The 25657-nt window shown below is 55.9% G+C and carries 27 protein-coding genes; 16 read left to right on the top strand and 11 right to left on the bottom strand.

What is annotated here, in order from left to right:
- Nucleotides 1-104: 104 nt before the first annotated feature.
- On the top strand, nt 105-1010 hold the full coding sequence (gene thpD / locus M8010_RS05860) for an ectoine hydroxylase (protein ID WP_250089612.1): 906 nt from the start codon (nt 105-107) through the stop codon (nt 1008-1010).
- Nucleotides 1011-1047: 37 nt separating this feature from the next.
- Here the strand turns inward: thpD and M8010_RS05855 are convergent, their stop codons facing one another.
- Together M8010_RS05855 and M8010_RS05850 are read right to left on the bottom strand one after the other, a co-directional pair.
- The gene (locus M8010_RS05855) at nt 1048-1530 is read right to left on the bottom strand and encodes a hypothetical protein (protein WP_250089611.1); all 483 of its coding nucleotides are present in this window, start codon (nt 1528-1530) and stop codon (nt 1048-1050) included.
- Between the two features lie 135 nt (nt 1531-1665).
- Entirely contained in the window at nt 1666-2091 is a 426-nt protein-coding gene (locus M8010_RS05850) for a copper resistance protein B (protein WP_349666085.1), read from the bottom strand.
- A 25-nt stretch (nt 2092-2116) separates the two neighbouring features.
- On the opposite strand from M8010_RS05850, the gene M8010_RS05845 reads away from it, so the two are divergent.
- The 5 genes from M8010_RS05845 (at nt 2117) to M8010_RS05825 (ending at nt 8275) form a co-directional block, all read left to right on the top strand.
- On the top strand, nt 2117-2377 hold the full coding sequence (locus M8010_RS05845; protein ID WP_250089610.1) for an ATP-binding protein: 261 nt from the start codon (nt 2117-2119) through the stop codon (nt 2375-2377).
- Nucleotides 2374-2832 carry a Cd(II)/Pb(II)-responsive transcriptional regulator gene (cadR, locus tag M8010_RS05840; protein ID WP_250089609.1) on the top strand — a complete coding sequence of 153 codons (459 nt, stop codon included), beginning with the start codon at nt 2374-2376 and terminating at the stop codon, nt 2830-2832. The genes M8010_RS05845 and cadR overlap by 4 nt, the downstream gene beginning before the upstream one ends.
- A 236-nt stretch (nt 2833-3068) precedes the next feature.
- Entirely contained in the window at nt 3069-5327 is a 2259-nt protein-coding gene (locus M8010_RS05835) for a copper amine oxidase (RefSeq protein ID WP_250089608.1), read from the top strand.
- 90 nt (nt 5328-5417) lie between these two features.
- Nucleotides 5418-6758 (top strand): alginate export family protein, encoded by a 1341-nt coding sequence (locus M8010_RS05830; protein ID WP_284047942.1) that lies wholly within the window; start codon nt 5418-5420, stop codon nt 6756-6758.
- Between the two features lie 107 nt (nt 6759-6865).
- The gene (locus M8010_RS05825) at nt 6866-8275 is read left to right on the top strand and encodes an aldehyde dehydrogenase family protein (RefSeq protein ID WP_250089607.1); all 1410 of its coding nucleotides are present in this window, start codon (nt 6866-6868) and stop codon (nt 8273-8275) included.
- On the opposite strand, the gene feaR is transcribed toward M8010_RS05825, so the two are convergent.
- Nucleotides 8265-9188 carry a transcriptional regulator FeaR gene (gene feaR, locus M8010_RS05820; protein WP_250089606.1) on the bottom strand — a complete coding sequence of 308 codons (924 nt, stop codon included), beginning with the start codon at nt 9186-9188 and terminating at the stop codon, nt 8265-8267. The genes M8010_RS05825 and feaR overlap by 11 nt on opposite strands.
- Nucleotides 9189-9448: 260 nt before the next feature.
- On the opposite strand from feaR, the gene M8010_RS05815 reads away from it, so the two are divergent.
- Nucleotides 9449-10114, top strand: a complete 666-nt coding sequence (locus M8010_RS05815) for a cation efflux transmembrane domain-containing protein (RefSeq protein WP_250089605.1) — start codon at nt 9449-9451, stop codon at nt 10112-10114.
- On the opposite strand, the gene M8010_RS05810 is transcribed toward M8010_RS05815, so the two are convergent.
- Complete coding sequence (locus M8010_RS05810; RefSeq protein WP_250089604.1) at nt 10080-11000, bottom strand: AEC family transporter; 921 nt, start codon at nt 10998-11000, stop codon at nt 10080-10082. The two genes, M8010_RS05815 and M8010_RS05810, sit on opposite strands and share 35 nt — an antisense overlap.
- 167 nt (nt 11001-11167) lie before the next feature.
- Between M8010_RS05810 and M8010_RS05805 the strand changes: the two genes are divergently transcribed.
- Entirely contained in the window at nt 11168-11878 is a 711-nt protein-coding gene (locus M8010_RS05805) for a Crp/Fnr family transcriptional regulator (RefSeq protein WP_250089603.1), read from the top strand.
- A gap of 45 nt (nt 11879-11923) precedes the next feature.
- On the opposite strand, the gene wrbA is transcribed toward M8010_RS05805, so the two are convergent.
- Nucleotides 11924-12523, bottom strand: coding sequence for an NAD(P)H:quinone oxidoreductase (gene wrbA / locus M8010_RS05800; protein ID WP_250089601.1), 600 nt, complete (start codon nt 12521-12523; stop codon nt 11924-11926).
- 196 nt (nt 12524-12719) lie between these two features.
- On the opposite strand from wrbA, the gene trhA reads away from it, so the two are divergent.
- Complete coding sequence (gene trhA / locus M8010_RS05795) at nt 12720-13385, top strand: PAQR family membrane homeostasis protein TrhA (RefSeq protein ID WP_250089600.1); 666 nt, start codon at nt 12720-12722, stop codon at nt 13383-13385.
- Here the strand turns inward: trhA and M8010_RS05790 are convergent, their stop codons facing one another.
- The gene (locus tag M8010_RS05790) at nt 13386-13949 is read right to left on the bottom strand and encodes a YIP1 family protein (protein ID WP_250089599.1); all 564 of its coding nucleotides are present in this window, start codon (nt 13947-13949) and stop codon (nt 13386-13388) included.
- Between the two features lie 73 nt (nt 13950-14022).
- On the opposite strand from M8010_RS05790, the gene M8010_RS05785 reads away from it, so the two are divergent.
- On the top strand, nt 14023-14484 hold the full coding sequence (locus tag M8010_RS05785) for an NnrS family protein (protein ID WP_250089597.1): 462 nt from the start codon (nt 14023-14025) through the stop codon (nt 14482-14484).
- A 412-nt stretch (nt 14485-14896) separates the two neighbouring features.
- Entirely contained in the window at nt 14897-16489 is a 1593-nt protein-coding gene (locus tag M8010_RS05780) for an MFS transporter (RefSeq protein WP_250089596.1), read from the top strand.
- A 52-nt stretch (nt 16490-16541) separates the two neighbouring features.
- Here the strand turns inward: M8010_RS05780 and M8010_RS05775 are convergent, their stop codons facing one another.
- The 3 genes from M8010_RS05775 to M8010_RS05765 form a co-directional block, all read right to left on the bottom strand.
- Nucleotides 16542-16910 carry an ankyrin repeat domain-containing protein gene (locus tag M8010_RS05775; RefSeq protein WP_349666094.1) on the bottom strand — a complete coding sequence of 123 codons (369 nt, stop codon included), beginning with the start codon at nt 16908-16910 and terminating at the stop codon, nt 16542-16544.
- A 74-nt stretch (nt 16911-16984) separates the two neighbouring features.
- Nucleotides 16985-18487 carry an MFS transporter gene (locus tag M8010_RS05770; protein WP_250089594.1) on the bottom strand — a complete coding sequence of 501 codons (1503 nt, stop codon included), beginning with the start codon at nt 18485-18487 and terminating at the stop codon, nt 16985-16987.
- Between the two features lie 28 nt (nt 18488-18515).
- Nucleotides 18516-18977 carry a universal stress protein gene (locus tag M8010_RS05765; RefSeq protein ID WP_250089593.1) on the bottom strand — a complete coding sequence of 154 codons (462 nt, stop codon included), beginning with the start codon at nt 18975-18977 and terminating at the stop codon, nt 18516-18518.
- Nucleotides 18978-19291: 314 nt separating this feature from the next.
- Here M8010_RS05765 and M8010_RS05760 point away from each other — a divergent pair, with 314 nt between their 5' ends.
- Complete coding sequence (locus M8010_RS05760) at nt 19292-20653, top strand: MFS transporter (RefSeq protein WP_250089592.1); 1362 nt, start codon at nt 19292-19294, stop codon at nt 20651-20653.
- A 146-nt stretch (nt 20654-20799) separates the two neighbouring features.
- Nucleotides 20800-21630, top strand: coding sequence for an ion transporter (locus M8010_RS05755; RefSeq protein ID WP_250089591.1), 831 nt, complete (start codon nt 20800-20802; stop codon nt 21628-21630).
- A gap of 18 nt (nt 21631-21648) precedes the next feature.
- Here the strand turns inward: M8010_RS05755 and M8010_RS05750 are convergent, their stop codons facing one another.
- Nucleotides 21649-22020, bottom strand: a complete 372-nt coding sequence (locus M8010_RS05750; protein ID WP_250089590.1) for a SirB2 family protein — start codon at nt 22018-22020, stop codon at nt 21649-21651.
- A gap of 129 nt (nt 22021-22149) precedes the next feature.
- On the opposite strand from M8010_RS05750, the gene M8010_RS05745 reads away from it, so the two are divergent.
- The 3 genes from M8010_RS05745 to fabB all read left to right on the top strand — a co-directional run bounded on the left by M8010_RS05745 (nt 22150) and on the right by fabB (nt 25185).
- A complete protein-coding gene (locus M8010_RS05745; protein WP_250089588.1) occupies nt 22150-23334 on the top strand; it encodes an NnrS family protein in 1185 nt (394 codons plus the stop codon).
- Between the two features lie 119 nt (nt 23335-23453).
- Nucleotides 23454-23963 (top strand): bifunctional 3-hydroxydecanoyl-ACP dehydratase/trans-2-decenoyl-ACP isomerase, encoded by a 510-nt coding sequence (fabA, locus tag M8010_RS05740; protein WP_250089587.1) that lies wholly within the window; start codon nt 23454-23456, stop codon nt 23961-23963.
- A gap of 10 nt (nt 23964-23973) precedes the next feature.
- Complete coding sequence (fabB, locus tag M8010_RS05735; protein ID WP_250089586.1) at nt 23974-25185, top strand: beta-ketoacyl-ACP synthase I; 1212 nt, start codon at nt 23974-23976, stop codon at nt 25183-25185.
- A gap of 61 nt (nt 25186-25246) precedes the next feature.
- Here the strand turns inward: fabB and M8010_RS05730 are convergent, their stop codons facing one another.
- Nucleotides 25247-25600, bottom strand: a complete 354-nt coding sequence (locus tag M8010_RS05730; RefSeq protein ID WP_250089585.1) for a helix-turn-helix transcriptional regulator — start codon at nt 25598-25600, stop codon at nt 25247-25249.
- Nucleotides 25601-25657: the final 57 nt, after the last annotated feature.

Here is a 25657-nt window from a genome sequence, read left to right as displayed (position 1 = left end):
CAGCTAATGCGAATCCACTCGCAGGCGCTAAGCTGATTGCCGGGTTGAAAACCCTCATTTCATCTATACGTCTTGTACGACTGAGGCAACACAGGAGGACATTCATGTCACGTAAACAAGACCTTTTTCCCACCCGGCTCGAGCGCAAGCTGGGCATGTTCGAGAGACTTGATCCCGTTGTCCATACTCCTGAAGACCGGCTTTCTGATGGTCCGCTTTCCGAAGATCAGGTCCGCGAATTCGATGAACGGGGCTTTTTATTTTTTGATTCCTTTTTCTCCAAAGACGAGATGGACGGGTTCATTAAAGAACTCCAGGATTACGAAGAAGACGAAGATCTAAAACTCTCTGAAGGGACGATTCTCGAGCCCGGAAAGGAAGAAATCCGTTCCATCTTCGGCATTCATGAAATATCCGAGCGCTTTGACCGGCTGACCCGGGACCCGCACCTGCTGAAGATTACCCAACAACTGCTGGACAGCGAGGTCTATATCCATCAGTCCCGGATCAACTACAAACCCGGTTTCAAGGGCAAAGGCTTCAACTGGCACTCTGATTTCGAGACCTGGCACAGCGAAGATGGCATGCCACGGATGCGCTGCCTGAGCTGTTCCATCGTGATGACCGACAACAATGAGTTCAACGGCCCGCTGATGCTCATTCCTGGCTCTCACAAGTACTTTATTCCCTGCGTCGGCCGGACACCCGAAGACAACTACAAAGAGTCACTGAAGATTCAGGATCTGGGCGTGCCCGATGGTGCCAGCCTGACCCAACTGATGGATAATAACTTCATTGAGGCGCCGAAAGGCCCGGCCGGTTCGCTGATTATTTTCGAATGCAATACTCTGCATGGTTCCAATGCCAACATGTCGTGCTGGCCGCGCAGTAACCTTTTTTTTGTCTACAACAGCGTGGAAAACACTTTGGCAGAGCCGTTCTGTGGCAACAAGCCAAGACCGGAATTCCTCGCCAACCGGAAAGACTGGTCTCCCCTGACACCAGTCTGACCAACTGCCGCCCTGCCAACTGGATGCGGGACAGAAATCAGTTCCGGTTCTGTTGGCGCTGGTGCTCCAGCATCTGCTCCATCATGAGTTGCATCTGATTCATGCGGTTCTCCATCATCTCCAGACGCTGCTGATTGTCCATTCCGGCACCACCGGCACGGTTGCCCTGGCCATTGCCGGACTGTTTGTTGCCCTGATTATTCATCATTCCCTGGCCCTGGCCTCCCTGGCCCATCATGCCTTGACCGTTGCCCATCATTCCGCCACGCATCATGCCCATGTGCTCCTGCATCGACTCCATGTGCTTTTGCCGGATTTGCTCACGCTCAGCATCTGACTTAGCGTTGCGCATTTCCTGCATCATGCTCTGCATTCGTGACATGTTTTCCTGCATTTGCTGCATTTGTTCCTGGTCCATCATGCCTCCACGTTGCATCTGCCCGGAATTGCCCTGAGCAAAGGCCAACGCGGGTGCTGCCACCAGAACGGAACAAACAATCAAACGGCTGAATCTGTTCATGAGATCCTCCTTAACTTGCATAAACTGCATCATCTTCAGTAAAGACCATAAAGCTGAATCTAAACTGAATGAATCGAGAATAGCGGAACAGTTCGAATCATCCTTGACCTGGGTCATCGAATGCCTGTCAGAACATTACCCGTGCACCACACCCACGTAAGGCGAGAAGGCCACCAGGGTTTCAAAGCCGGCAGACAGGATCCAGTAGTTGGTGACCAGCAGCGCGTACTCGGCCTCGAAATCCACCGAGGCATCGCCTTCATCGCTGACATACAGGTTGGTGTCTATCTCGAACCAGTATGGCGCCAGGCCGGCAAGGCCAAGCACCCCATAGACCCGATCCGGGCCTTCGGGTGTGTCAATCCGGATACCCGCCTTGGCATCCCATAAGTCATCCACCGGTATCTGGCCAACGAACTGGTTCTCCAGAGTTTCCCAGGCGTTGTGGGCTTCTTCCCACTCGCCCGAGAAGAGCCAGTGGAACTCGAGTCCATCGCTGCCGTAAAAAGCGCCGCCCTCGATCACCGCCAACTCCTCATCGGAATCGCTGTAACGATTCACCTCCCTGTTCGCCCAAAGCGCTGTGTTGTCCCTCGCAGAAACCGAGGACCAATTGCTCATTGCTGTTGAAGACGACGGCCCGGGAGTTAATTCCGAGGCACTTCCGACACTGGGTACTCGAGGCATGCGACTCGATGAACAAACCCCGGGGCATGGTCTCGGACTGGCCATCGCAAGGGAGATCACCGAGCGCTATGATGGTAGCCTTTCATTCAGTATCGGTTCACACGGAGGGCTCAAAGCCATGGCTTGCTTTCCGGGGGGCGACATAGGCAACTCACAGTGAAGATAGGCGAAATATCAAAAGCAACCGGCATTCCGGTGGAAACCATTCGCTACTACGAGAAAATCGGTCTGGTGCCTGAACCTGAGAGGCAGGCCAGCGGCTATCGGCACTACCGCCAAAGCCATCTGGACCGTCTGCAGTTTATCAAACGCTGCCGCAATCTGGACATGGCCCAGGATGAAATCCGCGAACTGATCCGTCTTGCCGACCAGCCAGATGCCGACTGCAGCGAAGTGGATGCCCTGCTGGCACGCCATCTGAATCATGTTCGTGAGAGACTGAATGAATTGGCGAGCCTGAAAGATACACTCGAGCAACTTCAGGAAGCCTGCTCCGATGGCCGCACGGTGCGGGAATGTGGCATTCTAGGCGGATTGAGCGCGGAGCTTGAAACTCCGGAACCGGAGGATCGCCACAATCACATTCCCGGCACCCATGGCCCAGGTAACCACTGAAACTTTTCCAACCATCCAATAACTCGTCCTCCGCTGAAGCATAAACCCTATCTCAGCTCCATCCGGCACGATTCGAAAAAACTCTGGCAGTCATTCAAAAGCCTCCGCGCCGCTGAAATGATATTCCTATGTCTTACAGATGCACGGTTAGGTCCGCCCCTGGAACAGCCAGGATGGCATTGCCAGCTCGGCTGAACTGTTTCTAATGCACAAAGTAAACATTGTCAGGAGTCATTATGTATAAAAATAAACTCGCACTCTCGGTCGCACTGGCCTCGTCGTTGCTCGTTGCCAGCCCAATGGCACTGGCGCACGGTGGTTCGGCGGATTATATGCCCATTTCTCAAGCACTGAATTCATCGGGTGCCAGCCATCAACTCAGTGAAGACAAAAGCGAACTGATAATTATGTCCGGAGACACGAAAATCCGGGTCCCACTTGGAGAGACAAGGGCGTATTTCAATGGTGATGAGATTGAGCTGTCAGCACCCGCGAAACTGCACGACGGCGAAGTACTCGTAGAGCGAAGCTTTGCCCACGACCTGTTCTCAGGTCAGGTTTCCCAAAATATTAGCATTGGCAATAAAACCCACCCGCTGGACCCACTAACGGCTGAGGAAATGACCAGGGCTGCGAATGTGGTCAAGGCTTCCAAGCACTGGAAAGACACAACCCGCTTTACACAAATCAGACTCGCCGACCCCAGCAAAGAAAAAGTCTGGGAGTGGTCTTTTGGCGAAGACCATGAATTTACCCGCCAGGCTGTTTTTACAGTTGTCGATGGCCGGAAAGTCTTCGAGGGTATGGTTGATCTGGATTCGGAATCAGTGGTCCATTGGGAGCATATCGAAGATGCCCACGGCATGGTGACTTTTGATGACTTTTTAGCGGTTCAAGAAATCGTCTCAAACAGTGAAGCCTACAAAAAAGCATTGAAAAAGCGCGGTATCGATGATGTAGAAAACGTGGTTGCAACGCCGCTTACCGTCGGCTACTTCGGTGGGGACGATCATCTGAAGCACGAGTTAAAGCTTCTGAAAGTTGTCTCTTACCTCGATATCGGTGACGGCAACTACTGGGCGCACCCGATTGAAAATCTCGTAGCCGTCGTGGATCTTGAAAAAAAGAGCATTCTCAAGATTGAGGACGATGGCGTCATCCCGGTACCTATGACGCCCCGCCCCTACGACGGGCGCGACCAGGAAAAAATGGCCGATGTGAAGCCCCTGATGGTGGTGCAGCCTGAAGGCCCTAGCGTTTCCATGTCTGGCAATACCGTTCAGTGGCAAAACTGGGACTTCCACCTCAAGTTGAACTCGCGCGTTGGCCCGGTGATTTCGACATTGACTTACAACGACCAGGGTGAGAAACGCAAAGTCATGTACGAGGGATCCCTGGGCGGGATGATCGTACCCTACGGCGATCCCGATGTTGGCTGGTATTTTAAAGCCTATCTGGACTCCGGTGACTATGGCATGGGAAATCTTACCTCTCCTCTGGAGGGGGGCGTGGATACCCCGAATAACGCCACGTTAATGCCTGCCACACTGGTAGATAACGGGGGCGAACCCTTCACCATTCCAAATGCGGTAGCCATTTTTGAACGTTACGCCGGGCCGGAATTCAAGCACACCGAAATGCTGGGCAGCAGCCCCGGCAACGAGAGCCGGCAGCGGCGGGAACTGGTTGTGCGCTGGGTCAGCACAATTGGCAACTATGACTACATGTTTGACTGGATTTTCATGGCCAACGGCAATATTCAGCTGACCGTCGGAGCATCGGGAGTCGAAGCCGTCAAAGCCGTGAAATCCCGCACAATCCATGACGAAACGGCAGAGGAAGATACCCGCTACGGAACCCTCATTGACCACAACATCGTGGGTACCACTCACCAGCATATTTACAACTTCCGGCTGGACCTGGATGTTGACGGCGCTCGGAACAGCCTGCAGGAAATCGACCCCGTTGTTGCGGAAAACACTGCCGGCGGCCCACGCAAGAGCGTCATGATTACCAAAGAGCGCACGGTAGCTACAGAGCAGGAGTCGGTTCAGAAGTTTGATCCATCGACCATCCGTTTAATGACCAACCCCAATAAAGAGAACCGCATGGGCTACCCGGTTGGCTACCAGATTATCCCCTTTGCCGGTGGCACACACCCCATCGCCAAGGGCGCTTTATTCAGCGAGGACGAGTGGCTGTATAAACGAGTCAGTTTTATGGATAAGCAGATCTGGGTCACGAAGTACAAACCCGAGGAGCGCTTTCCGGAGGGCAAGTACCCTAACCGGGCGAAAACCGATACGGGGCTGCAAACCTTTATCGCGGACAACGAGTCCATTGAGAACGTCGACACGGTGCTCTGGATGACCACCGGCGCGACTCACGTAGCGCGGGCGGAGGAGTGGCCGATTATGCCCACCGAGTATGTCCACTCAATGCTGAAACCCTGGAACTTCTTCGACCAGACTCCCACTTTGAATCTGCCCAAGTAACGGAAGCCGGGGAACTGATTCGTACGGAACGGGAAATAATTCAGGCAGGGAAGCCTGGTCACAATAAACAGATTTACGGGAATCAGAAAAATGAAAAATCAGCGTTTCATAAAAAGCATTATCGCTCTGGCCGTGGCCGGATTATCGGCACCCGCTTCGGCCTACAATTTTTACGACAAGAACGGCACGGAACTAAACGTAGATATTGAAGCAGCTCTGGGTGTTTTTTCCAGTTCAGAGACCTACAACATTGGCGCAAAATCGCAAGCCGGTGATTCAGAGTGGCAGGAAGGTTACGTCAAGTACGGGCTGTCGGGAAGCCAGAGTTTCGGCTCGGACAGCCGTGTTTACGGTGCGGTTAATCTGGTCTCCTCTGGCACCTGGGGCGATGGCGATGCCGGGGGCATTACGTCCGGTAATGAGCGGGAAACCAAACTGGAAGATGCCTACCTTGGCTGGCGCTCCGGCAATCTGATTCCTGCGCTCGGAGAGAACGGCCTCGATCTTTCCGTTGGGCGTCAGCAGTTTACTATTGGCGACGGTTTCCTGATCAATAGTGATGCCCTGAACTTTGGCGATGCTCTGAATGGTGGGGGACTGGACTTTGACCGGGGCGGCGCCTACTGGCTCGCAGCCCGCAAGGCGTTTGACGAGACGGCCATCGCCCGTGTTGGAGGCTCGGAGGGCCTGCGCGCCGACCTGTTCTGGCTGGCCTCTGACAATAAAGCCCAGGCGGAAATGGAGCTGGCAGGCTTAAATACCGAGTATGTGACCTCTCAAGGTACCTTTGGTCTGGCTTATATCGAAGGGCTGGACGTTGATGACACCTTCGCTCCCATCCTGGGGTATGGCTCAAGAGACGGGCAACAAACCACGAGCCTCCGCTATCAGGGCAATGCGGGTGTCGAGAACCTGTTCCTGTCTGCTGAATTTGTCAATCAGGAAGCCGGAGAAGGCTCTGATAAGAATGCCAAGGCGTGGTACGCCGAAGCCGGCTGGACCTTCAGCGAGATTAACTGGTCACCCAGCGTCAACTATCGATATTCGAGCTTTGATGAGGGTTTCGATCCGCTGTTCTTCGGTTTCAACCGTGGCTATGGCACCTGGTTCCAGGGTGAGGTCGCTGCTAACTACGCGGGGCCATTCAACTCCGACGCCTCCGTGCATCACCTGGGCCTGAAGGCAAACCCCTCAGAAACACTCAGTATCGGCGCTCTCTTCTTTGACTTCACCGATACCGCAGGCGGTACCGGAAACCTGAACGCTCAGGAAGTGGATCTTTATGCCGAGTGGGTGGCAGCGCCGCATCTGATTATCAGTCCTCTGGTTGGCTTCTATATGCCAGACAACAGTGACGCCGAGGGTGGCAGCCAGATCGGCGGCAACGACACCAATACGTACGCTCAGATCATTGCCATCGTTCCGTTCTGATCCGACTCCATAAGTCCCTAAAAGCGAAGCTGCCCAGGTACAGAACCGTGGGCAGCTTCAGGGGCTATTCACTTTAGCTCAAAGAATACTCTCGGGAGAGCATTGTCATGCAAACCTACACTAATCTGGTGAACGGCAAAGCGGTTGAAGCAACCGATCACCAGGAAATTTTCAATCCTGCCACTGGCGACTCTCTGGGGTTAGCACCTCTGAGCAGAGAGCAGGATGTGAACGACGCCGTCACAGCTGCCCGCAACGCACAGAAAGTCTGGGCGAGGGCCAGTGATCAGGAGCGTCAGGAAACAGTCACCCGCATTGCCCAGGTACTTCAGGACAACTCGGAATACCTGGCCGAACTAATCACCCGGGAGCAGGGCAAACCCCTCTCTGGCCCCGGTTCCCGCTTCGAGATGCAGGCCTGCGTGGGTTGGACACAGGTACCAGCAGCACTGGCACTGCCCCCGGAAACCGTCCACGAGGACGAAGAACGCAAGGACGTTTTGCACCGGGTGCCACTGGGCGTTGTGGCAGCGATTGCCCCCTGGAACTGGCCTCTGATGATCGCCATCTGGCAAATCATTCCTGCCATCCGCATGGGCAACACGGTGGTTCTCAAACCCTCCGAATATACGCCGATTGCGACCCTGGAAATGGTTCGGCTGATCAATCAGGTACTGCCCGCGGGTGTTCTGAACACCATTTCTGGGGACGGTCGTATCGGGGCCGCGCTGACCAGCCATCCCGACATCGACAAGATCATGTTCACGGGCAGCGAGGCGACAGGCCGGCGTATCATCGAAGCCTCGTCGCGAAACCTCGCGCCGATCACGCTGGAACTTGGCGGCAATGATGCTGCCATCGTGGTTCCCGGCACGGACGCCACGGCCATTGCGGAAGGTCTTTTCTGGGGTGCCTTCCTGAACATGGGACAGACCTGCGCGTGCATCAAGCGGTTGTATGTCCACGATAATGACTACGACTCGGTGGTTGCCGCCCTCAGCAATCTTGCCCGCCAGATGCCCATTGGTGACGGCATGAACGAGAACAACCTGGTCGGTCCGCTTCAGAACGAGATGCAGTACAACAAGGTGAAAGAGCTGGTCGACGATGCCCGGGCCAATGGCTGCGATGTCATGGAATTCGGTGATGTTCCTGACACCGGCTACTTTCTGCCTGTGACACTGGTGGGCAATGTCAAGGATGGTCACAGGCTGGTGGATGAGGAGCAGTTCGGCCCGGCTCTGCCCATCATCCGTTACAAAAACCTGGACGAAGCGGTCGCTTCCGCGAACGGCTTGTCAGCTGCCCTCGGCGCCTCGGTCTGGGCCAACAGCCCGGAGGAAGCCGAGCCGGTTGCCATGAGAATGGAAGCCGGAACCGTCTGGATCAACCAGCACGGGGCAATCCACCCAATGGTGCCCTTCGGCGGCAATAAAGCTTCCGGCTATGGGGTAGAGTTTGGTCTGGAAGGGCTGAAAGCGGTGACCCAGCCCAGAGTTATCAGCATCAAGAAATAAAGCGTTGGCGGTCCTGGCAGAAGCTGGAGGGTGTCACACCGAAGTACTGCCTGAAGGCAGTCGAAAATGCACTGGGACTGGCGAAGCCGAAACGGTATCCGACTTCCGTCAGGTTCACCTTGCCCTTCGACGTTTTCAGGTAATCGGCGCACATCTCCAGCCGCTGGGTTCTGATATACCCCGACACGGTCAGCGAACGGGCGGAAAACGCCCGGTAGAGTCCCCGAACCGAGGTTCCCGTGTTGTCTGCCACCATCCGCGCGCTCAGTTCAGACTCACCGATGTTTTCCCGGATAAAGGAAGCAGCTTGAAGGAACACGCGCTCACTGGGGCTGTGCTGTCCCACACTGCGGATGACCGAGGGTTTGATCAGCATGATCAGCGAGTCAACGATCGCGGCGCCTTCCTCCTTGTCAAGATTGTCGTAATCGGCTGCTCCGCCAATCAACAGGTTTGCCACATGTGCAATATGGCTATCGGAGGGAATTCGGACACCAAGCTCGATTCCTGACAGATTCAGCGTTCGCTCTATGATTGGGCGGGGGAGGATCAACGAAATCTGCTCCGACTCGTTGTCATAGGTAAAGCTGAACGGAAGAGCCGAATCAACCAGAACAATATCCCCTGCCTGGAGAATAGACCCGTTCCCAGCCTGCTCTACCCGCGACTTTCCCCGAAGCTGAAACACGCAGAAAAACTCAGGCGCGACACAGCGGCGGATTTCGCTTCGGCCACGAACAAGCTGAGCGCCACGAATGGTAACCCGGGACATATCCAGGGCGCTGGATCCCATCTTGCTTATGTTTCCGGAGAATTCCTCTTTGAGAGGTTCTGCCGAAAAAGGTCCACAGATCTGATTAACATCACTGATCCAGCGGTCGAATCCTGCCGTTGAAAAGGTGTTTCCAAGCATAACTGACCCACCGAAATCGGCTTTTATGATAATTTGTACAGAGATTGGCCAGTTCCCTCGTATATGTCAAGCTCCTGTAAACAGCAGCCCTGAGAGCGCACATAAACGAATACGACACCCAACTAAAACTCACAATATTTTTTTTGAATCGCATTTCTTCAATTCCAGAGCCAATTTCTTCCGCAAAAAGTCTCGAAGAGAGTTGACCCTGTAGTGACTACAGGGTTTTCAATAAGACCATCCGAACAAAGGAGGTCTTTATGGCGTGCAGTTGCTCCGCCCCCGAACCCAAATCACCCGCGCCGGGCTTCCGAAAAGCCCTGTGGATTGCATTGTGGGTCAATCTTGCGATGTTCCTGGTGGAGGGTTATGCCAGCCTTCAGTCCGGGTCCGTATCGCTGATGGCGGATGCCATCGACTTCTTTGGTGACAGCGCCAACTACCTGCTATCGCTGTCGGTACTTTCCATGGGCATGCTCTGGCGTGGCCGGGCCGCGATGGTGAAAGGCATCACCATGACAGTCTTCGGTATTGCGGTGCTGGGCCGCGCGATTTGGGTAATGCAAAGCGGCATTACGCCGGAACCCATGACAATGGGGGCGGTTGGCTTATTGGCTCTGGCTGCCAACATGAGCGTTGCAGCCATGCTGTTCAAATTCCGGGAAGGTGACTCGGATATGCGCTCGGTGTGGTTGTGCAGCCGTAACGATGCCATCGGCAATATTGCGGTTATGATAGCCGCGCTGGGGGTGTTCGGCACGGGCACCGCCTGGCCGGATCTGGCGGTTGCGACTGTGATGGGAGGCCTGGCGATTACTGCGGGCATCAGCGTGGTGCGTCATGCCCGCAGGGATATCCAGGGAGCGCAGGCGGCACTCGACAGTCAGGCATTTATGGCAGAACCAACGCCACCATCACAGGAATAAACGCCAACGCAAACAGCGTACTGAGCAACGCCGTTCCCGCCGCCTGTTTCGGTGCGGTATCCAGCAGGGTAGCAATTACCACGGTGTTGGCTGCAATCGGGGTGATCGAAATCAGGAATATGGCCTGGTAGACCGCCAGGTCGTAGACACCGAAAAAGCTGGCATCCAGCCACCAGAAAACCAGAGCCACCAACGGCCAGGAAATGAACTTTCCGAAGAACGCCAAACCGGTGAAACGCAGGTTACCCGCCAGCCCGCGAAAACTCAGAATGCCCATGCCGATAATCATCATCCCGAGAATGCTGTAGGCACCGCGCAGGTTATCAAACAGCGGGGTAAACACATCCGGAATGGTGAAGCCTGAAAGGTTCAGTACAACCGCCAGCCCGAAGGCATACACCGAAGGCAGCTTCGCCACTCGTACCAGAGAATCTTTAAGACTGTATCGGCCCCGGGCAGCCAGGTAAAAGCCAACCGAATTCTCGAACAGGGTGGTGCCCAGCATGCAGACAATGTACAGCGCCAACCCCTCCTGCCCGAACAGTAACAGTGCCACCGGGATGCCAAAGTAGCCGGTATTGCCAGTGCCGACTGACAGCGGCATCAGGCTGGCACTGCCATCGGTAATGAAACGCCTGGCCAGCCAGAGATGCGCCACGCCAAGAGCCGTACACAAGCCGAACGTCAGCACCGGCAGCAGGATCACTTCCGGGGAAAGCGGCGCTGCCATCACGCCCGAGAACACCACCGAGGGCGTCATGATGTAGAGCATGATCCCGGCGATGTGCTTGCCACTGGCTTCCAGGTAGCGGCCGGCAATCCAGCCCAGCCCTACCGTTACATAGAGGGGAAGCAATTTATAGAGCAAGGCCAGTGCAGCCACCATGAAAGCTCCATCATAACAATCGGATAGGCTAAAACTGGAAAGTTTACCATCACTTGAGGCGCTTCGCTTTTATTGATCAGCCCTATAACCTTTAATGATTTAAGTCATTTCAAAAGATGCTTTTTTGATACCATAATTGGCTGAACACTCATAGATGAGTTAATGCCATGAACAGCATCTTCAGGACGGATGTGTCCTCAGCTCCCTGCATGCTGGGCGACAACAACCCCGAAATTATTCAGCAACAGAGCGCCTCAACCGAAGTCGCGCTGCTCAACGGCCTGAGCCGGGTATTCGGTATCCGGCTCGACAACGAGCAGAAAAGCCCTGAAGCCCGTTTCCTCAGCGATCTCGCCCGCCTGTTTCACCAGCGTCGGGTGGACGCGGAATCCAACCTGGAAAAACACGACACTCCCTGGGCCAATGTCTATCTCATTCAATATGGCATCATGCGGCTATTCCGGGAAGCGCCTAGCGGCAAGGTCTCCGTGCACCATTTCTTTTCCGAGGGTGATATGGTTTGGCCGGTGTTTGGCCGTAGCCGGACGGTTAGAAACACCCTGTGCCTTACCAGTGTGACACCAGTCACTGCCTGGGTAGCCGACTTTGCAGCGTTCCGGTCCGCTATCCAGTCCCATGGCGAGGGATTGTGGCCGAGCTTTGCCCTTGCGCTGACCGAGGAGATGGCGGAACTGGCCAGCATGCGGGAGTTCCGGAAACACACCATGTCCGCCCGGGAGCGATATCTCTTATTACTTGAGGAATATCCGGAGTTGATCAAGCGCGTTCCGGACAATCAGCTGGCGTCTTGGCTGGGTGTTGTACCTGCAACCTTCTCGCGGCTGAAAACGGGCACAAAAAAGGGCAGCAAGCTGTAGCCTGCTGCCCTGAAAAACGCTCAACGCTCTCGAAGTCGTTTGCTTTTAGCCGTGTAGTCTGACGGCCAATTCGGCCACGTGTTTGCCTTGATAACGTGCAATGGTCAGCTCTTTCTCGCTGGGCTGACGGGAGCCGTCGCCACCGGCGATGGTTGAGGCACCATAAGGTGTGCCACCGTTCATTTCTGAAATATCAAAGAATTCCGGGATACCATACCCCAGTGGCACAATCACCATGCCGTGATGAGCGAGCGTGGTCCAGAAGGAGCTGATGGTGTGCTCCTGGCCGCCGCCGGTTCCGGTTGAGGTGAACACGCTGGCAACCTTGCCATGGAGTTTGCCCTCTGCCCAAAGGCCGCCGGTCTGATCCAGAAAGGTGCGCATCTGGCCAGCCATGTTGCCAAATCGTGTCGGCGTGCCAAAGATCACAGCGTCATATTCCGCCAGCTCTTTCGGATCTGCTATCGGGGCGCCCTGGTCGGTTTTCCCGCCCGCGCCCTTGAATGCGTCTTCCGGCATGGTTTCCGGAACACGCTTGACCGTCACCTCAGTGCCAGCGACACCCCTTGCCCCCTCGGCAACCGTGTTTGCCATGGTCTCGATGTGACCGTACATGGAGTAATAGAGAACAAGTACCTTTGCCATCGTGTAGAGCCTCCTGCCTGTTGCAGTTGAATGGTGGCTCCACACTACCTCTCGGACAGGTATCGAAAAACCGGAAGATTTCATCCAGCTTGTTCAGAATTTCTGATCAATCTCAGAGGCCTGTCACATTTCCGCCATTGCGTACACGTGTACGCTGAAGTACCGTAGCGGCACGACTGATAAGGGAAAGACTTCAATGAAAGCTACCGGCTCTGCCAAAGCCTCTGATCACCACCGTATCGAAGAATGGCTGAACAGTGCCAGCCACGGGCTGGGGGCCGTTCTCAGCGTCATTGGAACTGTTGCTCTGATTGTTGCCGCCAGCCAGCTGGGTGACGGGTGGAAGATTGTAAGTTTCAGCATTTTCGGTGCTTCACTGATCCTGCTCTACCTGTCATCGGCGCTGTACCACGGTGCCCGCCACCCACGGTTGAGGGCGACCTTCAAAACCCTGGACCACTGCGCGATCTTCCTGCTCATTGCCGGCACTTACACACCATTCCTGCTGGTTAACATGCGTGGCACCACAGGCTGGACACTTTTTGCCATCATTTGGTCGCTGGCCATTGCCGGCGTGGTGCTGAAGGTTATCTTCAGGAATCGGTTCAAACTTGCAAGGGTAGGTATTTACATTGCTATGGGCTGGCTGATCACTTTTGCCTCGTCGGACCTGGTGGCCAGTCTGAGTGAACCAGCGCTGTATCTGACCATTGCCGGCGGTGTGGTTTACACCGCCGGGGTGATTTTCTATCTGGCCGACCGTATTCCCTACATGCATGCCATCTGGCACATGTTCGTAATAGGCGGCAGCGCCCTGCACTTCAGTGCCATCTACTATGGCGTGCTTCCCTACACCGCCTGATCAGAATGCCCAGACCACGCCCATCAGAACACCCCACGCCAGCACGGAAGCAGCCATGACCGTGTAGGTGGCTGACATGGCCACCACATCATTTTCGCTGAGGTGACACAGGGAGCGCACTCCCTGGTACACCAGTGCGCAAGACAGGAACAGGCCGGCAAACACCGCTACCACACTTACTGCCAGCACCGGCAACAGCAAAGCCAGCGACGACAACCACAGCGGCAGCGGTGCAATGGCCGCCAGCAGATAGGCATCCTGGTAACTGATTTTAAGTTTGTGGCCATCCAGCACTGCCTGAATCAGCCACCCCATGACAAAGAAGGTAAGCAATTCAGCCAGGAACAGGATCGTGGTAATAAACCTCCATTCCTTGTCACCAAATCCTTGTATGAAACTGTCTCCGTAATGCGTACCTGCGTAATAGAGCAGCACCGGTGGCAGGAAGGACATTGGGACCACGATTACCCAGGCCAGAAACGGGATAGACAGGTTATGGCGACGCAATTCCTCCCAGGCACCATTACCGGAAAACGGCAGACGGGCAAGCTTTGCAATATTCATAATGCACCTTTAAAGTGTACCCCATGTATTTCTTATTGATAGCCCCGGGACAGTCGAGGGTCAAGAACACGAGATGACTTCAGACAACCCGGCCAGGCCCCGCAAAAACATCCATTCGTTCTGGCTGTTCTTTCCTGCCGCTTCGCTTCTGGCGGCCCTTGCAGTGCCCTTATCCATTTACAGCACTCTGTCGGGAGCAGGCCATGGCCATGAACTGATCTTCGGTTTTGGCCTTGCCCTGATCGCCGGTTATACCCTCGGCCCACAGCCATGGCGCGTGCTGGCCCCATTATTCCTGCTATGGCTGGTCGCCCGTCTTGGCTGGGCATGGGCACCGGATAACCTCGTACCCCAGCTGTTGAGCCCGGCATTCCTGCTGTCCGTGGCTTACTGGTTAGTAGCTGGCGCCCCCGCCAGTATCAGCCTGACAACTCCCGACACGCGTCGTATCATGATCGCTGCCATTATCGGCCTGTTACTGCTTATGACCTTTATGGGCAGCAGAATCATAGCTCCCGGCACTGCATGTCATTAGCAGCGGCGGTGCTGGCTCGACTTCAGGCCGGCAGCGCGGCTTTTGCGCATCCGGAATTGCTCTGGATATCAGCAGTGTGTTGGTCAGCGGCCTTCAGCCTGGTTGCAGTTCAACTTGTCGTGCTGTTTCAACACGACCTACAGCGCCGGAAATGATTGGCTACCTCTACTGCGCCAGAGGGTCTGGCCGACTACTCCCTCAGTTGTATTACCATTGCAACTTATTGTTTTAGAACGATTATAAACAGCCGGTCACAGGCCGCCAAATCGCCTGAGAGCCAGCACAGGAGCGAGCGCCTCTGTCCTTGATATTAATCATGATTACTTAGTGCCTCCCGTTTGCAGAATAGCGGCCATAGCCCAAACGCCACCGTTTTCGTGGCTCCGGGTCAGCAACCATAGGAGCAGTTATCATGGCCAAAACTAACGCCGACATCGAACACTGGGATGTCGAAAACGAGGAGTTCTGGGAAAAGGAAGGCAAACGCATCGCCTCCCGCAACCTGTGGATTTCCATCCCCAGCCTGCTGATAGGCTTCGCCGTTTGGTTGATGTGGGGGATGATCACCACACAGATGCAGAACCTCGGCTTTCCGTTCACCATTGAACAATTGTTCACCCTGAGCGCTATTGCCGGGCTTTCCGGTGCCACCCTGCGGATTCCGGCATCGTTCATGATCAAGATTGCCGGTGGTCGAAATACCGTCTTCCTGACCACAGCATTGCTGATGCTTCCCGCCCTGGGAACCGGTATTGCACTGACCAATCCAGACACTCCGTTCATCGTCTTCCAGGCGCTGGCACTGCTATCCGGCATCGGCGGCGGCAACTTTGCCTGCTCCATGAGCAACATCAGCTCCTTCTATCCGAAAAGCAAGCAGGGCTACGGCCTGGGAATGAACGCCGGGCTGGGTAACTTCGGTGTTACCACCATGCAGGTTCTGATCCCACTGGCAATGACCGTCGGTATCTTCGGAGCCGTCGCGGGCGGCCCCATGGAGCTGCAAAGCGCAAGCGGCACCCTGATCGGCCGTATCGAAGCCGGAACCGAGACCTGGATCCAGAACGCGGGCTTTATCTGGCTGGTGTTTCTCATTCCCCTGGCCTTCGCGGGCTGGTTCGGCATGAACAACCTGCGCACCATTACCCCGAATCCGGGCAGCCCGGTCTCAGCCTTCGGCAAGATTCTTGGCCTCTACGGGGTGGGGCTTGCCACTTCCCTGGTCGGTGTTTACGCCCTGGGCATACTGAATATGTGGGTGGCGCTGCCCCTCACCATCATCCTGACGCTGGTTCTGTTGCGCCTGATCCCTGGCGACATCAAACCCAATATCCAGAAGCAGTTTGCCATCTTCAGTAACAAGCACACCTGGTCCATGACCGTGCTGTACATTCTCACCTTTGGCTCGTTCATCGGCTTCTCCGCGGCACTGCCCCTGTCCATTAGCGTTATCTTCGGCAACATGATGGAAGTGGCAGCCGACGGCACCGTAACGCGCGTCACCAATCCGGATGCTCCCAGCGCTCTTACCTGGGCCTGGATGGGGCCCTTCGTTGGCGCGCTGATCCGCCCGGTAGGTGGCTGGATTTCCGACAAGATGGGCGGCTCCATCGTCACCCAGATCATCTCGGTCATCATGGTGGTGGCATCCGTGGCAACCGGTTACGTGATGATGCTGGCCTACAACTCAACAGATCCGAACAGCTACTTCGCACTGTTCTTGATTCTGTTCATCGTGCTGTTCGCCGCCAGCGGCATCGGCAACGGCTCCACCTTCCGCAGCATTGGTGTGATCTTTGACCAGCAGCAGAAAGGTCCGGTGCTTGGCTGGACCTCTGCGGTTGCCGCCTACGGTGCTTTCATCGCACCCCGGGTGATGGGCCAGGAAATCCAGGCCGGTACCCCGGAACTGGCCATGTACGGATTTGCGGTCTTCTACGCAGTGTGCCTGGTGGTGAACTGGTGGTTCTACCTGCGCAAGAATGCCTACATCAAGAATCCCTGATGAAACCGTAAGACGATCAGATACAACTTGCCGGCCCCAGGGGCCGGTTTTTTTAGTCCTGATTCTCCCGTCCCTCCTCCGGCTCATCGCCACATCCGAGAGCTTCCCGGACACGCTTTACCCCTTCTCCCTCTTCCTCTGTACTGGCCAACAGGGCGAGATCTTTTGCCGTCTGTCCCTCCCTGTTCTCAACGTCGGCATCTGCCCCTGCCGACAACAGTAACCTCACTATCTCCGGGTTCCGGTTTCTGACCGCCCATATGAGTGCTGTCTGGCCGTTCTCTTTCTCCTGGATATCCAGCTCAGCCTCACGCGAGATCAGAACCCTGACCGCCTCAGGGCGGTTGTTCACTGCCGCTGCCATCAGCGGCGTACGGCCGCGTATATCACGAGCTTCCAGGCTGTCGTCCTGCCAGAGGATCTGACACAGAATACAAAAAACCCGCCGGGATTGCTCCGGGCGGGTTCTGACGAAGGTCTGCTGGCCGGCGGCGGCTAACCAGTCGCAGCAGCCTGCTTCCGGCGTTCCTCCTCTTCGATCTGAAGGTCAACAGACGATACCTGGTACTCTTCAGCGAATCCGGACTCAGGTTCTTTCAACCACAGCAGGCACAATACCCAGCTGACAAAGGCCCCTGCGGCAATGATGTAGAAGAACTGCGTAGGGGTAACGAAGGTAAAGATAGTCAGATAGACCACCGCTCCGACGTTACCGTAAGCACCGGCCATGCCGGAAATCTGGCCGGTAAGCCGGCGCTTGATGGAGGGAATGATACCGAAGGTGGCGCCCTCGGCACCCTGTACGAAGAATGAGGTGAATACGGTGATCGCGACGGCGATGATCAACGGCCAGTTCGAATTCATCAGCCCCATCAGCGCAAAGCCGATGGAAATACCGAACATGTAGGCGAGCATGACAAATCGGCGATTTCCCATCCGGTCAGAGACCATGCCACCCATCGGGCGCGCCAACAGGTTCACGAAGGCAAAGGAGGCCGCGATCATGCCCGCAGCGGCAGCGTTCAGGCTCCAGGTTTCTTCAAAGAACATCGGCAGCATCGACACCACCGCCAGCTCCGCGCCGAAGTTGGCGAAATAGGTGCTGTTCAGGGCCGCCACGCTGTTGAACGGGTACTTGTCGTCCTCCGGCACGCCTTGCTTGAGAATGGGAACGTTCACCCGCAGGATCTGGATGACCTGGTAGATCACAATGGCAGTGATGGCGCCATAACAGACCAGTGCACCAGTCGTGCCAATATACCCCATGCTCTGGATACGCCAGACCAGAATAGCCAGCACCCCGACCAGCGGAATGGTCCACAGGATAAGCTTGATCATGTCACCCCAGCTGCTGACTTCCAGTGCAATCGCCTTGCGGGGCTTGCGGTGAACGGAACCCTCAGGACCGTCGGTGATGGCAAACCAGTAGTACACACCGTATGCCGCCATGAAGATTGCACTCTGGGCAATGGCCCAACGCCAGCCGTCCTCACCCCCATACATGTGCAGGGCAATTGTGGGCAGAGAGATGGCCGCAGCCGCGGAACCGAAGTTACCCCAGCCAGCGTAGAAGCCCTCGGCGAAACCGATATCCCTTGGCTTGAACCACATCGCAGTCATGTGAATACCGACGACGAAGCTGGCGCCAATGGAGCTCAGAACCAGACGGCTGACCAGCAGTTGCATCATGGTGGTGCCGAAGGCAAACACCAGTGCCGGAATAGCCATCAATACCATCAGCACCGAGAACACACGACGTGGACCAAAACGATCAAGTGCCATACCGACAATAATGCGGGCGGGGATGGTCAGGGCCACGTTACAGATGGCAAACAGGCGGATGTCGTCCTTGGTCAGCCAGTCAACGCTTTTCAGCATGCTGGACGCCAAGGGTGCCATATTGAACCAGACATAAAAGGTAATAAAGAAGGCAATCCAGGTCAGGTGCAGTGCCCTGATCTCCGGATTACGGACGCGGAATACGTCTGCGACTTTCATTTCAGCCTCCGGGGCTATTAAGGGGTGATTAAAGGCTGGGGAGAATGAGCAGCGGGCACTGCACCCGGCGCGCGAGGAACGAACTCACGCTGCCGAAGGTCATGTAATCCAGCTCATCCACGAAATAGGTCAGGGATCGGGCAATGAAGCCGCCATCAGGCTCGTGGCTGTGGCGTGCTATTACCAGCATGTCGGGGCGAATTTTTTTCTCTGCCGCAAACAGCAGCATTTTCCGGGCGTCGCCTTCCAGCATCATGTTTTCAGCAGTGATCTGCTCGTTCTGGCAGACCTCCATGGCCTCTGCCAAATGCTGTTTGAGCTCGTCCACTTCCTGCTGGAAGAAATCTTCATTTCCCGAGGTGATGTCGCGTGGGTTTTCTGCTACCGCCACGAGAGTGATTTGCGGCTTCAGATCCCGAAACATCGTGATCGTTTGTGCCAGGGCCAACCTGGCATTTCTCGAACCGTCGTAGGCAATCATGATTTTCATCGTAGGCTCCAGACCTGTTGTGCCAGCGCGCACGCGTGGCGGGCTTAATATTTGTCAGCATTAGCCCACAACCGCCTGATGACAGCACTTGATATGCATCAATTACGCCTCCTGGTACCCCACCAGAGACACAGCCTTGATATCCCCAAACAGGTTTCATGCCTTAAATACCTACCCCCACCTGCCTTTAAGGGGGTACCTCCAATGCCACACCGGCCCAGTGAGCATTCTTGACATTGTTCAAGTGCCGACACGGGGCGGGCGGGATAAAGTCGAAACCATCTATTTGCAGTTCGCAGTGGGAGGGAAACATCATGCAATACAGCGTTTCGAAGCCTGAACAATACCGCGCGCTGGGCATATCCACTTTTGCCTTCACCCTGTGCTTTGCGGTCTGGACCATCTTTTCCATTATCGGTATCAAAATTCGCCAGGACTTCGGGCTGTCGGATACCCAGTTGGGGTTGTTGATGGCGACACCAATACTCACCGGTTCCATCAGCCGCCTGTTTCTGGGCATCTGGACGGACCGCTATGGTGGCCGCTGGGTGTTCGGCGTGCTGATGCTGACTACAGCTGCGTGTGTATACCTGCTCACCTTCGCCAACAGCTACCTGATGTTGCTGGTGGGAGCTCTTGGGGTTGGCCTCGCCGGTGGCTCATTTATCGTTGGCGTAACCTATACCGCTGCCTGGTTCGAGCGGGAACGCCAGGGCACCGCATTGGGTATTTTCGGTGCAGGTAATGTGGGCGCGGCAGTGACCAATTTCGGCGCTCCTTTCCTGCTTGTGGCGCTGGGCTGGCAAGGTACGGCCCAGGTCTATGCCACGGTACTGGCTATCATGGGGGTGCTTTTCATCCTCCTTGCCAAAGAGGACCCCAAGGCAAAGGAGCGCGCCAGCAAGCAATCCCAGTCCTTCCTGGAGCAGATGGCACCACTGAAAGAGCTAAGGGTATGGCGCTTCGCGCTCTACTATTTTTTCGTGTTCGGCGCATTTGTCGCTCTCGCTCTCTGGCTGCCCCACTACCTCATCGGAGTTTATGGGCTGAATATCAAAACCGCTGGCATGATTGCCGCGCTTTATACCATCCCCGCCTCCCTGTTCCGTATTCTTGGTGGCTGGATGTCGGATCGCTACGGTGCCCGACGGGTCATGTACTGGACATTCATTGCCTCTGTGATCTGTACCTTCCTGCTCAGTTATCCACCAACTGAATACGTGGTGCACGGCATCGACGGCGACCTCCGGTTCTTCCTGGAAGTAGGGCTGGTTCCATTCGTGGTCCTTACCTTCATACTCGGCTTTTTCATGTCACTGGGAAAGGCGGCTGTGTACAAGCATATTCCGGTGTACTACCCCAGCCATGTTGGCGCTGTGGGGGGCGTTGTCGGCATGATCGGTGGTCTTGGAGGTTTCCTGCTACCTCTGATGTTCGGTGCACTCAACGATCTTACCGGAGTCTGGCAAAGCAGCTTCATGCTGATGTTCGTCATCGTGGCCGCCGCACTGGCCTGGATGCACTACGCCATCCGCTCCGCGGAACGAGTGGAATGGGCCGCTCAGGAGACCAAGACCGACCTGCCGGAGCTGGCTTCGCCGCAGCTGTTTTATCCGCTGAACCGTGCAGCCCGGGACGACGACCCCTTGGCCAATCGCCAGCCGCCCCTGAGGTGAGGTCCTCACAACCTCTTGCCCTTGTAGCCTCGACCTGTGCTACGACCGCCCCCGCCTCCGGGGGCTTTTTTTCGTTCGGTGTATCCAACCCGCCCCACTCGCTTTAGAATTCAGGCTCCACGAACTGACTGGAGTTGTTGTTTCCCATGTCCCCTCAGTCGAGTCCTGCTAACGGTTTCGAGCAACTGCGCCGGATTGAGTCCAGCCGGATATTCCAGAGTGTTGTGATTGGCATCATCATTCTGTCTGCGCTGACCATTGGTGCCAAGACGTATGAACTCCCGCCGCTGGTGGAAGGCTCGCTGGTCGTGATGGACAACGCCATCACCATTTTCTTCCTGCTGGAAATCCTGTTCCGCTTCGCCGCCTGCCCCAACAAGAAGCGCTTCCTGATGGATGGATGGAACCTTTTCGACACCCTGGTGGTGGTTGGCAGTCTGATCCCACTGGATAATTCCGACGCGGTGCTGCTGGGCAGGCTACTGCGGGTTTTCCGGGTATTGCGGCTGATTTCCGTCGTGCCGGAGCTGCGGTTTCTGATCAACTCGCTGCTCAAAGCCATTCCCCGCATGGGCTACATTGCCCTGCTGATGTTTATCATCTTCTATATCTACGCGGCCATGGGCTCGATGTTCTTTGCCAACGTTGACGAGGAACTCTGGGGGGATGTCGCCATCGCAATGCTCACGCTGTTTCGTGTGGCGACGTTTGAGGACTGGACAGACGTGATGTACGCCACCATGGAGCAGTACCCGCTGAGCTGGATCTACTACCTGACCTTTATATTCCTGACAGCCTTCGTATTCCTGAACATGATGATTGGCGCCATTCTGGAAGTCATGAGTGAGGAACAGAACGCCAAACAGCAGAAGCAGGCTCATGACGAGAGGGATGAGATTGCCCGCCAGCTGCAAGCAGTTCAGGAACAGTTGCAGGAGTTGACGAAGCAGGTCTCAGAAAGGTCCGGGAGTCGCTGACCCCCGGTTTTGAAGAGATCAGAAGGGTTTGGCGAGAGCCAGGTGGAAAATGGCCATAATCTGAACCAGCGCCAGTACAGAGGCAATCAGCCGCACCTGCAGGCTACGGGTCTCTTTCAAGGCAAACACGCCAGCGACAATGTAGCCGACCAGCAGAAAGATCTTCGCCGTCAGCCAGCCGTGCACAAACGGCATCCAGGGCGTTACGAACAGCAGGCTGATGGCAGCCACCAGCAAAACCGTATCGTTGGCGTGGGGAATCCAGCGCAGCGGTGTCTTACGCCAGTTGGGCTTGCCCACGGCATCCAGCAGCAGACGCAAAGCAAACAGCACCACCGTCAGGTAGGCCGCTATCATGTGGACACTCTTTAAAATCAGGTAACCGCTCATAAATTAATCCATTGGGAATCAGATCGATAGCCGCATTGTACGCAAAACTACCGCCTGATGGGTATGTTAATTCTAAAAACATTTATCTAATATACAGGTTATATTCAGACAGCCAGTGGAGTTATTGTCATGCAGGCTATTCCCACAACCGAAGCCGCAGAGGGTGCAAGCATCCGCCAGCTGTTCGGCTACCCGTTCCGCATTTTCTTCCTCTCCATGACCGTACTGGCCATGCTGACAATCCCGGTTTGGGTACTGCAGGTCAGTGGGGCGATACAACTTCCCCTGGCCATGCCGGGCCTGTTCTGGCACCAGCATGAAATGCTGTTCGGCTTCTTGTCCGCCGCCATCGCCGGCTTCCTGCTCACTGCTGTGTGCGTATGGACCCAGACCGAGCGGACCCATGGCTTGCGCCTGGCACTGTTATGGGGTGTCTGGCTCGCCGGGCGGCTGTTACTGGCATTCGGCGCAGGCCTGCCGGAATGGCTGATTCATGGCGTAAACCTCGCTTTCCTGCCCCTGGTGATGCTGGACGCCGGCTGGCGCGTTGTGCATGCCAAACAGAAGCGACAACTGATGATTCTGGTCGTTCTGGGACTGCTCTGGTTGATGCAGATCGGCTTTGTGACCAGACTTGACCCGGCATTCAGCTACGGCGCCCTGATCATGGCAATGGCGTTGATAAGTATTATCGGCGGTCGCATTACCCCGGCCTTTTCTGCCGGCTGGCTCCGTCAACGGGGGCTGGATGCCACCCAGGTCAAGATGATTCCCGCTCTGGACATGGCGGTCCTGTTCAACATGGTACTGCTGATGGCGTCACTGGTGTCCGGCTGGCAAATGATTACGGCCGTTCTGGCCCTGACTGCCGCCCTGCTGATGCTGGTACGCCTGGCTGGCTGGAAGGGATGGCTGTTCCTCAAGGAGCCGTTACTCTGGGTGCTGCACCTGTCCATCCTGTGGGTGCCAGTTGCGCTGATTCTGCTCGCGGGCTCTATTCTTGCAGACTGGCCCACCAACGCCTGGACCCATGCCGCAGGTACCGGAGCTGTTGGCTGCCTGATTCTGGGTGTTATCGCCAGGGTATCCCTGGGTCACACCGGTCGTCCCCTTGTTCTGCCCCGTGGCATGGTCACCGCTTTTGTAATGATTCACCTGGCAGCACTGGTGCGGGTAGTTACTGCTTTCGATGCCATGCCCTGGCACGTGGGGGTCGGGATCAGTTCCCTGTTATGGGTGCTGGCATTCGGCATCTTCCTGGCCCGCTACGCTCGGATACTGGCATCAGTCCGGCCCGACGGGAAGGAAGGATAAGCCTTCAGAAAAAACCATACCCAGCCACTTCCCTGAAAACTGCAACCAATGGTCAATAGCCATCTGAGGAATAACAGCTAAAGTATAAGAAACCATTTTGTAACAGGAACAATGGCATTATGACCCCCGATCACTTTGACAAGGCAGACTTGGAAGCCTGTGGGCAAGGCACGCTTTTTCCAGGCAAGATGCGGTTACCGATCAACGAAATGCTGATGATGGACCGCGTAACCCATTTCAGCGAAACCGACGGGCCTTACGGCAAGGGCAGCATTGTTGCCGAACTGGATATCAATCCGGACCTGTGGTTCTTCAAGGTTCATTTTGTCGACGACCCCGTCATGCCCGGCTGCCTGGGCCTGGATGCCATGTGGCAACTTGTGGGCTTTTTCCTGGCGGCAACCGGCGGCGAGGGCAAAGGCCGCGCTCTTGGCGCTGGTGAAGTGAAGTTTACCGGTCAGGTGCTGCCAACCAACAAATTGGTGCGCTACCACCTGGATATCAAGCGGGTGGTTCGCCGTAAGCTGACCATGGCAATCGCCGATGCCAGCATGGAAGTGGATGGCCGCGAGATATACACTGCCAAAGATCTCAAGGTTGGCATGTTCAATTCTACGGATGACTTTTAGGAGCCATTAAATGCGTCGTGTTGTCATTACAGGAATGGGGATTGTCTCCAGCCTCGGAACCAATCAAGACGAAGTGACCCGGTCTTTGCGGGAGTCAATACCCGGCATCGGTTTCAGCCAGGAAGCCAAGGACAACGGTCTTCGCAGCCATGTCTGCGGCCAGATCGACCTGAACCTGCCGGATCTCATCGACCGCAAGCTGATGCGCTTCATGTGCCCGGCCTCTGGCTACACCTATCTGGCGATGAAGGAAGCCATCGCTCAGGCAGGGCTCACCGATGAACATATCCGCGCCAACTCAACCGGTGTTATTACCGGCGCGGGTGGTGCCTCTACCGTGGAATTGATGGACGCGATCGATACCCATCGTGCCAAAGGCATCCGCCGCGTTGGCCCATACCGCGTACCGCGCACCATGGGCAGCGCTATTAACGCCTCCCTGGCTACGGCATTCGGTATTACTGGCGTCAACTACGGCATTACCTCTGCCTGTGCCACTAGCGCCCACTCCATAGGCCACGCCGGCGACCTGATTGCCCTTGGTCGCCAGGACGTGATGTTTGCCGGTGGCGGTGAAGACATTCACTGGACCCTGAGCCTGATGTTTGATGCGATGGGTGCACTTTCCACCAAGTACAACGACACCCCCGGAACCGCTTCCCGCACCTACGACAAAGACCGGGACGGCTTTGTTATCTCCGGTGGCGGCGGTGTATTGGTACTGGAAGCCCTGGAGCACGCGGAAGCGCGCGGCGCCACTATCCTGGCCGAACTGGTCGGCTTCGGTGCAACGTCAGATGGCGCTGATATGGTGGCTCCGAGCGGTGAAGGCGCAATTCGCTGCATGCAGCAGGCCATGAAGAATGTGGACGGCGAGATCAGTTACATCAACACCCACGGCACCAGTACGCCCGCGGGTGATGTCACCGAGCTGAAAGCACTGAAGGAAACCTTTGGTGACAAGATACCGCCACTAAGCTCAACCAAGCCACTGTGCGGCCATGCCCTGGGCGCTGCCGGTGTTCACGAAGCCATCTACAGCCTGATCATGCAGCGAGGGAACTTCATTGCCCCGTCTGCCAATATCGAAAATCTGGACGAAGGCGCCGAGGGCTACCCCATCGTGCGGGAACGGCAGGACAACGTTGAACTGCCCCTGGTGATGAGCAACAGCTTCGGCTTTGGCGGTACCAACGGTACCCTGATCTTCAAGAAAGCCTGACACCTTAAGAAAGCAGGCGCCGGGGCATGCGATTTTGCTGCCACGGCGGCCTGAGCCCACATCATGCCACCATTGAGCGGTAGGCCCCCGGAGACTTGCCCATCCAGCGCTTGAACGCGCGACTGAATGCGCTGAGTTCCGAAAACCCCAGCTGTTCGGCGATTTCCACGAGGGACTTGCTACGGTCATTCAGATAAGCCAGCGCACGCTCGCGCCGGATTTCCTCCAACAACGCTGCGAAAGTCAGATTTTCCTGCTTCAGCCTTTTATGAAGTGTATGCCGGCTCATGTGCAGCTGGGAGGCAATGGCTTCGACCCCCACCCGACCACGTTCCAGATGCCCGGCAATCAACGAAGTTACCCGCGCACTGAACGGCGCCTTATTCGCAAGGGGCTCCATCGATTCTGATTGCATGTCTCTTACTCCTGAAATCTCAATGCAGGGAATAGTCGCCCGCGGACGTCAGCGTAC

The organism is Marinobacter sp. ATCH36 (assembly GCF_023555055.1).
Lineage (GTDB): Bacteria > Pseudomonadota > Gammaproteobacteria > Pseudomonadales > Oleiphilaceae > Marinobacter.
Note: the sequence above shows the minus strand (reverse complement) of the source record. Positions and strands in the feature narration are given on the sequence as shown.